This is a genomic window from Pseudomonas sp. GL-RE-29, assembly GCF_019947275.1.
Taxonomy (GTDB): Bacteria; Pseudomonadota; Gammaproteobacteria; order Pseudomonadales; family Pseudomonadaceae; genus Aquipseudomonas; species Aquipseudomonas fluorescens_A.
Window position 1 is genome coordinate 65,568 of the sequence record NZ_JAGYGD010000030.1, and the last position, 10,845, is coordinate 76,412.

A 10,845-nucleotide genomic window follows, 5' to 3' on the forward strand; every position below is an offset into this window, starting at 1 on the left:
GTCCTCGGCGCCGCCCGTACTCCCACGAATGTTATGAGGACTCCCATGCGTCTTATCCGCATGCTGTTGCTGCCGGTACTGGCTTTGACCACGCTCTCGGCCCACGCCGATGACAAGGACGTGGCGCGTCTGACTCAACTGCTGGAAAAATCCCAGACCCTGAGCGCACGTTTCTCTCAGCTGACCCTCGACGGTTCTGGCACCCAATTGCAGGAAACCGCCGGTGAAATGTCCCTGCAACGCCCGGGGTTGTTCTACTGGCACACCAATGCGCCAGCCGAGCAAACCATGGTCTCCGATGGCAAAAAAGTGACCCTGTGGGACCCGGATCTGGAACAGGCAACCATCAAGAACCTCGACCAGCGCCTGACCCAGACGCCAGCGTTGCTGCTGTCCGGTGACGTGTCGAAGATCAGCCAGAGCTTCGACATCAGCGCCAAGGAAGCGGGTGGCGTGATCGACTTCACCCTGAAACCGAAGACCAAGGACACCCTGTTCGACAGCCTGCGCCTGTCCTTCCGCAATGGTCTGGTCAACGATATGCAGATGATTGACAGCGTCGGTCAGCGCACCAATATCCTGTTCACCGGTGTGAAGGCCAACGAGCCGATCCCGGCGTCCAAGTTCAAGTTCGACATCCCTAAAGGGGCGGACGTGATCCAGGAATAAACGCAAAACCTTTGTAGGAGCCGGCTTGCTGGCGATGGTGGGTCATTCAACATTAATGTCGACTGACCCACCATCGCCAGCAAGCCGGCTCCTACAGGGGATGCTTTCATAGCGAGGTTTTGAAAGAACGTGATGGACCTGTTTCGCAGTGCCCCGATCGCACAGCCATTGGCCGCCCGCCTGCGCGCGACCAATCTGGACGAGTACGTCGGTCAGGAACACGTGCTCGCTCGCGGCAAGCCTTTGCGCGAAGCGCTGGAGCAGGGTGCCCTGCATTCGATGATTTTCTGGGGCCCGCCGGGCGTGGGCAAAACCACCCTGGCGCGGTTGCTGGCGGAAGTCTCGGATGCGCACTTCGAAACGGTCTCGGCGGTATTGGCCGGGGTCAAGGAAATCCGTCAGGCGGTCGAGATCGCCAAGCAGCAGGCCGGGCAATACGGCAAGCGCACCATCCTGTTCGTCGATGAAGTGCATCGCTTCAACAAGTCCCAACAGGACGCGTTCCTGCCGTACGTTGAAGACGGCACGCTGATCTTCATCGGCGCGACCACGGAAAACCCGTCCTTCGAACTCAACAACGCCTTGCTGTCCCGCGCCCGAGTCTACGTGCTCAAGAGTCTCGACGAAGCTGCCCTGCGCAAGCTGGTGCACCGCGCGCTGACCGAAGAGCGGGGGCTGGGCAAACGTAACCTGACCCTCAGTGATGAAGGTTTCCAGATGCTGCTGTCGGCCGCCGATGGCGATGGCCGACGTTTGCTCAACCTGCTGGAAAACGCCTCGGACCTCGCTGAAGACGACAGCGAGATCGGCACTGAGCTGCTGCAAAGTTTGCTCGGTGATACCCGTCGCCGTTTCGACAAGGGCGGCGAAGCGTTCTACGACCAGATTTCCGCACTGCACAAATCGGTACGCGGTTCCAATCCCGACGGCGCGTTGTATTGGTTCGCGCGGATGATCGACGGCGGTTGCGATCCGTTGTACTTGGCCCGGCGCGTGGTGCGCATGGCCAGCGAAGACATCGGCAACGCTGATCCACGTGCGCTGAGCCTGTGCCTGGCGGCGTGGGAAGTGCAGGAACGCCTCGGCAGTCCCGAAGGTGAGCTGGCAGTGGCGCAGGCCATCACTTATCTGGCCTGCGCGCCGAAAAGCAATGCGGTGTACATGGGCTTCAAGGCCGCCATGCGCAGCGCCACCGAACATGGTTCGCTGGAAGTGCCACTGCATTTGCGCAATGCGCCGACTAAGCTGATGAAGCAGCTCGGCTATGGCGACGAATACCGCTATGCCCACGACGAGCCGGACGCTTACGCCGCTGGCGAAGATTACTTTCCGGAGGAACTTGAGCCGCAACCGTTCTATCAGCCGGTGCCGCGAGGCCTGGAGTTGAAGATCGGCGAGAAGCTCAATCACCTCGCTCAACTCGACCGACTAAGCCCCCGGCAGCGGAGAAAATAGTGGTTCCTCTGATCGTTGCGGTTTCCATCGGCGGCATCGCTGGCACCCTGTTGCGCTTTGCCACGGGTAACTGGATCAACGCTAATTGGCCGCGGCACTTCTATACCGCGACGCTCGCCGTTAATATCGTGGGCTGTTTGCTGATCGGCGTTCTATACGGTCTGTTTTTGATTCGCCCGGAGGTGCCGATCGAGGTGCGTGCCGGGTTGATCGTCGGCTTCCTCGGAGGGTTGACGACTTTTTCATCTTTTTCACTGGATACCGTGCGTCTGCTCGAAAGCGGACAAGTTCCGCTAGCATTGGGCTATGCGGCCATCAGCGTATTCGGCGGGCTGCTTGCCACCTGGGCTGGCCTGTCCTTGACCAAACTTTGATAACGAGAGACCGATATGCTCGATTCCAAACTGTTACGTAGCAACCTTCAGGACGTAGCGGACCGCCTGGCATCCCGTGGCTTCGCCCTGGATGTCGCGCGCATCGAAGCGCTGGAAGAACAGCGCAAGACCGTCCAGACCCGCACCGAAGCACTGCAGGCTGAACGTAATGCGCGCTCCAAATCCATCGGTCAGGCCAAGCAGCGCGGCGAAGACATCGCGCCGTTGATGGCGGACGTCGAGCGCATGGCGGGCGAGTTGAGCGCCGGTAAAGTCGAACTGGACGCGATCCAGACCGAATTGGACTCGATCCTCCTCGGCATCCCCAACCTGCCGCACGAATCCGTGCCGGTCGGTAAAGACGAAGACGACAACGTCGAAGTGCGCCGCTGGGGCACGCCGACCGCGTTCGATTTCCCGGTTCTGGACCACGTGGCCCTGGGCGAGAAATTCGGCTGGCTGGACTTCGAAACCGCCGCCAAGCTGTCCGGCGCCCGTTTCGCCCTGCTGCGCGGCCCGATCGCGCGCATGCACCGCGCCCTGGCGCAGTTCATGATCAACCTGCACGTCACCGAGCACGGTTACGAAGAGGCTTACACACCTTATCTGGTCCAGGCGCCTGCGCTGCAAGGCACCGGTCAGTTGCCGAAATTCGAAGAAGACCTGTTCAAGATCGCTCGCGAAGGCGAAGCCGATCTGTACCTGATCCCGACTGCCGAAGTGTCGCTGACCAACATCGTCGCCGGCGAAATCGTCGATTCGAAACTGCTGCCGATCAAGTTCGTGGCTCATACCCCATGCTTCCGTAGTGAAGCCGGCGCATCGGGTCGCGACACCCGCGGCATGATCCGCCAGCACCAGTTTGACAAGGTCGAAATGGTGCAGATCGTTGAACCATCGACCTCGATGGAAGCGCTGGAAGGCCTGACCGCCAACGCCGAGAAAGTCCTGCAACTGCTGGAATTGCCGTACCGCACGATTGCCCTGTGCACCGGTGACATGGGCTTCGGCGCGGTCAAGACCTACGACCTGGAAGTGTGGATTCCGAGCCAGGTCAAATACCGAGAAATCTCGTCGTGCTCCAACTGCGGCGACTTCCAGGCCCGTCGCATGCAAGCGCGTTTCCGCAACCCGGAAACCGGCAAGCCGGAACTGGTGCACACCTTGAACGGTTCCGGCCTGGCGGTCGGTCGTACTCTCGTCGCTGTGTTGGAAAACTACCAGCAGGCCGACGGTTCGATTCGAGTGCCAGACGTACTGAAACCGTACATGGGTGGCCTCGAGGTCATCGGCTAAATGAAATATCTGCCGCTGTTCCATAACCTTCGCGGCAGTCGTGTGTTGGTTGTCGGTGGGGGGGAGATTGCCTTGCGCAAATCCCGCCTGCTGGCCGATGCCGGTGCGCTGCTGCGGGTGGTCGCACCTGAAATCGAAACGCAGCTGAGCGAACTGGTCGCTGCCAGCGGTGGTGAGTGTGTGTTGCGTGGTTACGTCGAGGCAGATCTGGACGGCTGCGGCTTGATCATCGCCGCTACCGATGATGAATCGCTGAACGCACAAGTCTCCGCTGATGCCCATCGGCGTTGCGTGCCGGTCAACGTGGTAGACGCACCGGCCCTGTGCAGCGTGATCTTCCCGGCGATCGTGGACCGCTCGCCGTTGATCATTGCCGTGTCCAGCGGCGGCGATGCGCCGGTGCTGGCGCGTTTGATCCGCGCCAAGATCGAAACCTGGATTCCTTCCACCTACGGTCAACTGGCCGGACTGGCGGCGCGTTTCCGTAATCAGGTCAAAGGCCTGTTTCCGGATGTGCAACAGCGTCGTGCGTTCTGGGAAGACGTTTTCCAGGGTGCGATTGCCGACCGGCAACTGGCCGGGCAGGGTGCTGAAGCCGAACGTTTGCTGCAAGCGAAGATCGATGGTGAAGCGCCGGTGGCCACTGGCGAGGTGTATCTGGTCGGTGCCGGGCCGGGTGATCCGGACCTGCTGACCTTCCGCGCTTTGCGCCTGATGCAGCAAGCCGATGTGGTGCTGTACGACCGGTTGGTGGCGCCCGCGATTCTCGAGTTGTGCCGCCGCGATGCCGAGCGGGTTTACGTCGGCAAGCGCCGCGCCGATCACGCCGTGCCGCAGGATCAGATCAACCAGCAATTGGTGGACCTGGCCAAGCAAGGCAAGCGTGTGGTGCGGTTGAAGGGCGGTGATCCGTTCATCTTCGGCCGTGGCGGTGAAGAGATCGAAGAATTGGCGGCCCATGGCATCCCGTTCCAGGTTGTGCCGGGTATCACGGCGGCCAGCGGTTGCGCGGCGTATGCCGGGATTCCGTTGACCCACCGCGATTACGCGCAGTCTGTGCGGTTTATTACCGGTCACCTGAAGGACGGTACGACTGATTTGCCGTGGGCTGATTTGGTCGCGCCGGCGCAAACCCTGGTGTTCTACATGGGGCTGGTGGGCTTGCCGAGCATCTGCGAGCAGTTGATCAAGCATGGTCGCGGCGCGGATACACCGGCGGCGTTGATTCAGCAGGGCACGACGGTCAATCAGCGGGTGTTTACCGGCACGTTGGCCGATCTTCCACGACTGGTGGCGGAGCATGAAGTGCATGCGCCGACGCTGGTGATCGTGGGGGAAGTGGTGCAACTGCGTGAGAAACTGGCGTGGTTTGAAGGGGCTCAGGGGCAACTCTGAACCGGGTGTGCCAATCGCTGGCAAGCCAGCTCCCACAGGTTTTGTGTTGAAGCGACAATCTTCAACATCACATAGATCACTGTGGGAGCTGGCTTGCCAGCGATGGGGCTTTCAAAGCCTACGTAAATTTCAGGCCCTGCGCCAAACCCCTTTCCCACTCAACCGCTCCCGATCATGCGGTGCGGTGAAATCCTGCTCCGGCCCTTTCGGCACGATGCCCGTCGGGTTGATGGTCTTGTGGCTGCCGTAATAGTGATTCTTGATGTGTTCAAAACTCACCGTCTCGGCAATGCCCGGCCACTGGTAAATCTCTCGCAGCCAGTTCGACAGGTTTGGGTAATCGGCGATCCGATGCAGGTTGCACTTGAAGTGCCCGTAATACACGGCGTCGAAGCGAATTATCGTGGTGAACAAGCGGATGTCCGCTTCGGTCAGGTATTCGCCCGTCAGGTAACGGTTGGCACCCAGCACCTGTTCCAGTCGAGCCAGTTCCGCAAACAATTCGTCGAACGCTTCTTCATAAGCCGTTTGCGAGGTAGCAAACCCGGCGCGGTAAACGCCGTTGTTCACCGCCGGATAAATCCGCTCGTTCAGCGCATCAATCTCGCCACGCAGCACCTGCGGATAGAAATCCAGGTCATTGCCGGTCAGCTCATCGAATGCGCCGTTGAACATGCGGATGATCTCCGCCGATTCGTTGTTGACGATGCGCTTCTGCTGTTTGTCCCACAGCACCGGCACGGTGACGCGACCGGTGTAATCGGCGGTGTCGGCGGTGTAGCGCTGATGCATGAAGTCGAAGTGATCGAGTTTGTCGCCGGTTGAGCCGTGGGCCTTGTCGAAGGTCCAGCCGTTTTCCAGCATCAAGTAGCTGACCACCGATACGTCGATCAGGCTTTCGAGGCCTTTGAGTTTGCGCAGGATCAGCGTGCGATGAGCCCACGGACAGGCGAGGGACACATAGAGGTGATAGCGCCCCGCCTCAGCGGCAAAGCCTGCGACACCGGTCGGGCCCGGCTGGCCGTCAGCGGTCACCCAGTTGCGACGCTGCGCCTGTTCCCGTTGGAACGCGCCGTCCTTGCTGCTTTCGTACCACTTGTCCTGCCAGCGACCTTCGACTAATAAACCCATGTTCGCGACTCCTCAACCGATAAGCGTTGGAGAAGAGTCTATGCCGATAGGTTCGATAAAAAAGCGCAAAGGTTGGACGGTTATGATCGGTTAAATCGATTTGTCCCGCGCATCCCAATATTGCTGGGCGGTTTCGAACGCCTGCTCGCGGGATTGGCCGAGGCCACGCAAGGCCAGGGCCATGGTGGAGATCAGGGCCATTTGCGGGTAGCTGTCGACCACATCACCGCGCCACACGGCTTTCAGATGCTCGGGTTCGAGGCTGGCCGGTTTGACGTGGCGCTGGCTCGACAGTTGCGGCCATTCCTCATCCCAGCTTTCGCCACCGGTGGTGCCGTACAAGTGGCTGTCGGCGTCCGGGTTAATCTCGATCTCGCCGCCATCGCCCTTGACCACGATCGCGGTGTCGCCGAGCAAGCCGCTGGCATCGCGATGCACTGCCTGGTAGCCGGGGTGGAAGATACTTTGCAGACCACAGCGCGCGCCGAGCGGGTTGAGAATTCGCGCCAGCGAGTGAATCGGCGAGCGAAGACCCAAAGTGTTGCGCAGGTCGATCATGCGTTGCAGTTGCGGCGCCCAGTCCAGCAACGGCATGAAGGCGAGGCCGCCGTTGTCCAGCGCCGTACTGACCTGTTGCCAGTTACGGCACAACGGGATGTTCAGCTCATCCAGCAGCTGTTCGCTATACAAGCGACCCGCCGTGTGGGCGCCAGCGCCGTGCATGAAAATCCGCACGCCGTTCTGCGCCAGGCACTTGGCGGCCAACAGATACCACGGCAAATGACGCTTCTTGCCGGCGTAGGTCGGCCAGTCCAGGTCGACCGCCAGCGCAGGCGGATTCAAGCGTTCACGCAAGGCTTCGGTGAAACCGGCCATTTCCTCGGCGCTTTCTTCCTTGTGTCGCAGCAGCATCAGGAAGGCGCCGAGCTGGGTGTCTTCGACCTTTTCATCAAGCACCATGCCCATGGCCTCGCGGGCTTCTTCGCGAGTCAGGTCGCGGGCGCCGCGTTTGCCTTTGCCGAGGATTCGCACGAACTGGGCGAACGGGTGCTCGGCGGGTGTTTCGAGGGTCAGCGCTGGATAGTCGGTCATAAGCAATTCGTCGGTTTGGGCAGGCCCGCCAGTTTCGCGGCGAGTTTGGCGGGGGTGCCTTTGAACAGTCGGTTCAGGTGCAGGCTGTTGCCTTTTTCCGGGCCGAGCTTCAATGCGGTGTACTTGATCAGCGGACGGGTGGCCGGTGAGAGCTGGAATTCGGCGTAGAAACTGCGCAGCAGCTCGAGAATTTCCCAGTGTTCCGGGCTCAACTCGATGTCTTCGGCCGCCGCCAGAGCAGTGGCCACATCGGCGGACCAGTCACTTAGCTCGACCAGAAAGCCGTCCTTGTCCAGTTCGATGGCGCGGGCGCCGATCGTTAATGCATTCATAGCCAGCTGTTGACCTTGTCGTGGTGGATCGACAGCTCGACGAAGGCCGGGTAGTCGATGGCCTTGGCCCAGTCCGGGATCTCGATGGCGCGTGCCTGGGCATCTTCGGCCAGGACGTAGAGAGCCAGGCTGCGATCGTTTAGCGCGCTGAAAGGTGCAGTGCCCGGCTGCAAGGCATAGGCCGCGTCGCCGGACAGCAGCAACGCATCGTTCGCGCCGATCACGCGCAGGCAGCTGCTCAGGCGATCGTCGCCGAACGGAGAGTGAGACAACACATGCAAAGTCGACATCAGAGGGTGATCACCTGGTCGTAACGGTCAATGAGTGCGGTAATTTCGTCGGCGGCCAGCGCTTGGGCTTCCTCCAGCGACAGTGCTTCTGGGGCCAGGCCTCGTTCGGCAACGCTGTCGCTACAGACAAACAGTTCTTCAACGCCAAACATCGGAAGGGCTTGCAGGTTGGCGCTCAGGTCTTTCTGTTGCAGGGCCTTGGCGTTCTGTTGCGCGGCGAGTTGAAACACGCCGTCATCGAGAAACAGCAGGCCAATGGGCAGATCGAACGCGCCGCCGGCCAGCACGATGTCCAGCGCCTCCCGCGCACCCGGGCCGGACCATGGCGATTGGCGGCTGATGATCAATAAGGATTTAGCCATCTCAAGCGCCTCCGAAACAGATCAGCCGGTCAGCGTCCTGCACCGCATCGTGCAACTGGCCGAGGCCGGACAATTCCCACGGCGCACCGACGGCGACGGCTTCGCGTTGATAGCGCTTGGCTTCTTCCTCGTTCAACACGCCTCGGCGCAGAGCGGCGGCGATGCACACCACGCCGTCCAGTTGGTGCTCGCTGACAAAGGCGCGCCAGTGCTTGGGTAAATCCTGCTCGTCCTGGGGCGTAACCACGCTGCTGGACGCGTTGAATACGCCATCCTGGTAGAAAAACAGCCGGACAATTTCATGCCCGCCGGCCAGCGCAGCCTGGGCGAACAGCAAGGCGCGGCGCGAGGAGGGCGCATGGGCGGCGGAGAATATGGCGATGGCGAACTTCATGACGGACTCGATCAGCGAAACTGCGGCCATGATAAAGCTTTATCGGCGGGGCGGCTAAATCGATGTTGTTTGTGCGGGCCTCATCGCTGGCAAGCCAGCTCCCACAGGTTTTGCGGTGAACCTGCAATCTTGGGCATCACACCAATCCCTGTGGGAGCTGGCTTGCCAGCGATGGTGGCCGAACAGGCAACGTAAAACTCAGCGGGGCATATAACCCAACTGCCAGCGCCGCGGGATTTTCAGCGACAGCAAACCCAGCGCGGCAGCCAACAAACCGCTGGCAAACAACGCCTTGAGCCCGAACTGATGTTCCAGCACGGCACCGAGTACCGCGCCGGCAAACATGCCGGTCCAGGGGATCAATTGCACGCGCCAGCCATTACGACGTTCGCCGAGCATCCAGCGACCCAACCCGCGGCCGAAGCGCGACAGGGCGCCGGTGACGTAAGTCAGGCCGACAGGCAGGCCGTTGACCTCTTCCACGGCGGCATTGAGCATGCCCATGGCGATGATCGCCGCCAGCAGGGCGGGCAACTGCGAGTCATAAGGCCAGGCTGCGGCGCCACACAGAAGGGCAGCAATGCACAACAGCAACGGCAGCGACCGGCGCCCGCCGAGCCGGCTTACGATAATCCCCAGCGCGTTGCCGACGATGAACGTGGCGATGAGCAGCACCAGACGCAGGGTCAATCCCAGGTCACCGGCACTGATGGCAACCGCCATGCGGGTGGTGTTACCGCTCATGAAGGACACAAAATCGCCGCTGGCCATGAAGCCGATGGCGTCGGTCATCCCGGCCAATACCGAGAGCATGGCCACCAGGCTCAAGCCGATGCGCCCACGCCATTTCTGTGTGTGCAGATGACCGGGACTGGCGTGAGGCTTGGAGGCGGTAGGCAGCATCGGTGCGGTGATCCTTCAGCAAAGGTTACGGTTCAATCCCGTATAAGTCGCAATATTCCAGCCAGTCCATGCCGGCCATCTCGGCCACTTCCTTGTGCACTTCGAGGCGCTGGGCCTGATAGTCCTCAGCGGTAGCGGCGGTCAGTTGCAGGGTCAGTTCCCAGGCGAACAGGCCGAGGCGCTCGGCTTCTGCTTCGAAGGCCTCGTGCAGACGCTCATCGCGATACTGCGCCGCGGTTTCGCCCTTGGCTTGTGCCAGCAACGGGTTAAGGTTGTCGAGTTCGACGCGCAGCTCGGGACGTTCATCGAGAAACTTCTTCAGCGCTTGTTCGTGTTGCTGCTCGGATGCCGCCATGGTCGCTCCTTGAGAATGGATTACGAAGACTGTTTCTTGCTGGCCTTGGCCGCAGCCGCCAGACATTCGAGGGCAAATTGCTCGGTGTAGGTCATCTGTATCGGCGTGGTTTCGCCTTTGACGGTTCGTTCGCCATCGAGGATGTAACGAATCCGCTTGTCGGTGACGCCGATGCGCTTGGCGATCCAGGAGGGTGTCTGCCCGATCTGGCTGATCAGCTTGTCGGCGTATTCAGTGGTCGGTTTGTAAAACTCGGCGTTGGGCGTCATGGGGTTTCCAGTCAAAGGTGCGATGCAGCGTTATGGCGCGACAGGGTGCGCGAATCGTCGCGTGGTGTCGCGGTATAAATGAAGTAAAGCAGAACGATAGGCGGTGCCACGGTGATACAGTCCGCTTTTTCCTGATGAGTGAATGCAATGCGAATTCTGATGGTGGCGCTGGCCGTTACCTTGCTGGCGGGATGCGCGGGCTCGGCAATGAACGATGCTCGCACCAAGGCCCCGTACAAAACCCTGAACTCGGACAAGCCGGCAAAAGACGTCGCCCAGTGTGTGCAGTTTTCCTGGCAAGACGAAGCGGTATTTGGTGTCGACGCTGCAGCGTACCTCGAGCCTGCGGAGAAGGGCGGCACCACCGTTTACACCCGTTCGGCGGAGTCTTTCGTGGACGTGACCACCGATGCCTCCGGCACCGTGTTGAGCTACTACGCGCAAAAGGACGACTTCGTCGCCAAGCGCCGGTTGGCAGCGTTGGCCACGTGCCTGTGATCGTATGAATTGACGCAAACCCCTTGTAGG

Annotated in this window: 15 protein-coding genes; 6 read left to right on the forward strand and 9 right to left on the reverse strand. The window is 60.7% G+C overall.

Translation table 11 applies throughout. The annotated features are described in order from the left end of the window. Nucleotides 1-45 precede the first annotated feature (45 nt). The 5 genes from lolA to cysG all read left to right on the forward strand — a co-directional run bounded on the left by lolA (nucleotide 46) and on the right by cysG (nucleotide 5,189). Nucleotides 46-669: an outer membrane lipoprotein chaperone LolA gene (gene lolA / locus KGB21_RS22145; protein WP_008008560.1), complete on the forward strand. Its 624-nt coding sequence runs from the start codon at nucleotides 46-48 to the stop codon at nucleotides 667-669. Nucleotides 670-801: 132 nt separating this feature from the next. After that, nucleotides 802-2,124: a replication-associated recombination protein A gene (locus tag KGB21_RS22150; RefSeq protein WP_223506720.1), complete on the forward strand. Its 1,323-nt coding sequence runs from the start codon at nucleotides 802-804 to the stop codon at nucleotides 2,122-2,124. Next, entirely contained in the window at nucleotides 2,124-2,498 is a 375-nt protein-coding gene (gene crcB, locus KGB21_RS22155; RefSeq protein ID WP_034146926.1) for a fluoride efflux transporter CrcB, read from the forward strand. The genes KGB21_RS22150 and crcB overlap by 1 nt, the downstream gene beginning before the upstream one ends. 15 nt (nucleotides 2,499-2,513) lie before the next feature. After that, entirely contained in the window at nucleotides 2,514-3,794 is a 1,281-nt protein-coding gene (gene serS, locus KGB21_RS22160; RefSeq protein ID WP_223506721.1) for a serine--tRNA ligase, read from the forward strand. Then, nucleotides 3,795-5,189 (forward strand): siroheme synthase CysG, encoded by a 1,395-nt coding sequence (gene cysG, locus KGB21_RS22165; RefSeq protein ID WP_034146928.1) that lies wholly within the window; start codon nucleotides 3,795-3,797, stop codon nucleotides 5,187-5,189. Between the two features lie 129 nt (nucleotides 5,190-5,318). Here the strand turns inward: cysG and KGB21_RS22170 are convergent, their stop codons facing one another. From KGB21_RS22170 to KGB21_RS22210, 9 genes are all read right to left on the reverse strand, one after another. After that, complete coding sequence (locus tag KGB21_RS22170; RefSeq protein ID WP_223506722.1) at nucleotides 5,319-6,320, reverse strand: glutathione S-transferase family protein; 1,002 nt, start codon at nucleotides 6,318-6,320, stop codon at nucleotides 5,319-5,321. Nucleotides 6,321-6,410: 90 nt separating this feature from the next. Beyond that, nucleotides 6,411-7,412, reverse strand: a complete 1,002-nt coding sequence (locus KGB21_RS22175; protein ID WP_223506723.1) for a glycosyl transferase family protein — start codon at nucleotides 7,410-7,412, stop codon at nucleotides 6,411-6,413. Continuing rightward, on the reverse strand, nucleotides 7,409-7,744 hold the full coding sequence (locus tag KGB21_RS22180) for a TusE/DsrC/DsvC family sulfur relay protein (RefSeq protein ID WP_034146931.1): 336 nt from the start codon (nucleotides 7,742-7,744) through the stop codon (nucleotides 7,409-7,411). The genes KGB21_RS22175 and KGB21_RS22180 overlap by 4 nt, the downstream gene beginning before the upstream one ends. Next, a complete protein-coding gene (gene tusB / locus KGB21_RS22185; RefSeq protein WP_223506724.1) occupies nucleotides 7,741-8,034 on the reverse strand; it encodes a sulfurtransferase complex subunit TusB in 294 nt (97 codons plus the stop codon). The genes KGB21_RS22180 and tusB overlap by 4 nt, the downstream gene beginning before the upstream one ends. Next, on the reverse strand, nucleotides 8,034-8,396 hold the full coding sequence (gene tusC / locus KGB21_RS22190; RefSeq protein ID WP_034146933.1) for a sulfurtransferase complex subunit TusC: 363 nt from the start codon (nucleotides 8,394-8,396) through the stop codon (nucleotides 8,034-8,036). The genes tusB and tusC overlap by 1 nt, the downstream gene beginning before the upstream one ends. A 1-nt stretch (nucleotide 8,397) precedes the next feature. Beyond that, a complete protein-coding gene (gene tusD, locus KGB21_RS22195) occupies nucleotides 8,398-8,790 on the reverse strand; it encodes a sulfurtransferase complex subunit TusD (protein WP_223506725.1) in 393 nt (130 codons plus the stop codon). Nucleotides 8,791-8,988: 198 nt separating this feature from the next. After that, nucleotides 8,989-9,693: a YoaK family protein gene (locus KGB21_RS22200; protein ID WP_223506726.1), complete on the reverse strand. Its 705-nt coding sequence runs from the start codon at nucleotides 9,691-9,693 to the stop codon at nucleotides 8,989-8,991. 25 nt (nucleotides 9,694-9,718) lie between these two features. Then, nucleotides 9,719-10,048 (reverse strand): DUF6388 family protein, encoded by a 330-nt coding sequence (locus KGB21_RS22205; RefSeq protein WP_223506727.1) that lies wholly within the window; start codon nucleotides 10,046-10,048, stop codon nucleotides 9,719-9,721. A gap of 20 nt (nucleotides 10,049-10,068) precedes the next feature. Further along, nucleotides 10,069-10,317, reverse strand: a complete 249-nt coding sequence (locus KGB21_RS22210) for a hypothetical protein (protein ID WP_034146936.1) — start codon at nucleotides 10,315-10,317, stop codon at nucleotides 10,069-10,071. Between the two features lie 147 nt (nucleotides 10,318-10,464). Here KGB21_RS22210 and KGB21_RS22215 point away from each other — a divergent pair, with 147 nt between their 5' ends. Next, a complete protein-coding gene (locus tag KGB21_RS22215; protein WP_223506728.1) occupies nucleotides 10,465-10,815 on the forward strand; it encodes a hypothetical protein in 351 nt (116 codons plus the stop codon). Nucleotides 10,816-10,845 lie beyond the last annotated feature (30 nt).

Bases quoted from the DNA above. Each gene is read 5' to 3' on its own strand.
- lolA (WP_008008560.1), top strand. From the start codon at position 46: ATGCGTCTTATCCGCATGCTGTTGCTGCCGGTACTGGCTTTGACCACG.
- KGB21_RS22150 (WP_223506720.1), top strand. From the start codon at position 802: ATGGACCTGTTTCGCAGTGCCCCGATCGCACAGCCATTGGCCGCCCGC.
- serS (WP_223506721.1), top strand. From the start codon at position 2,514: ATGCTCGATTCCAAACTGTTACGTAGCAACCTTCAGGACGTAGCGGAC.
- cysG (WP_034146928.1), top strand. From the start codon at position 3,795: ATGAAATATCTGCCGCTGTTCCATAACCTTCGCGGCAGTCGTGTGTTG.
- KGB21_RS22170 (WP_223506722.1), bottom strand. From the start codon at position 6,320: ATGGGTTTATTAGTCGAAGGTCGCTGGCAGGACAAGTGGTACGAAAGC.
- KGB21_RS22175 (WP_223506723.1), bottom strand. From the start codon at position 7,412: ATGACCGACTATCCAGCGCTGACCCTCGAAACACCCGCCGAGCACCCG.
- KGB21_RS22180 (WP_034146931.1), bottom strand. From the start codon at position 7,744: ATGAATGCATTAACGATCGGCGCCCGCGCCATCGAACTGGACAAGGAC.
- tusB (WP_223506724.1), bottom strand. From the start codon at position 8,034: ATGTCGACTTTGCATGTGTTGTCTCACTCTCCGTTCGGCGACGATCGC.
- tusC (WP_034146933.1), bottom strand. From the start codon at position 8,396: ATGGCTAAATCCTTATTGATCATCAGCCGCCAATCGCCATGGTCCGGC.
- tusD (WP_223506725.1), bottom strand. From the start codon at position 8,790: ATGAAGTTCGCCATCGCCATATTCTCCGCCGCCCATGCGCCCTCCTCG.
- KGB21_RS22200 (WP_223506726.1), bottom strand. From the start codon at position 9,693: ATGCTGCCTACCGCCTCCAAGCCTCACGCCAGTCCCGGTCATCTGCAC.
- KGB21_RS22205 (WP_223506727.1), bottom strand. From the start codon at position 10,048: ATGGCGGCATCCGAGCAGCAACACGAACAAGCGCTGAAGAAGTTTCTC.
- KGB21_RS22210 (WP_034146936.1), bottom strand. From the start codon at position 10,317: ATGACGCCCAACGCCGAGTTTTACAAACCGACCACTGAATACGCCGAC.
- KGB21_RS22215 (WP_223506728.1), top strand. From the start codon at position 10,465: ATGCGAATTCTGATGGTGGCGCTGGCCGTTACCTTGCTGGCGGGATGC.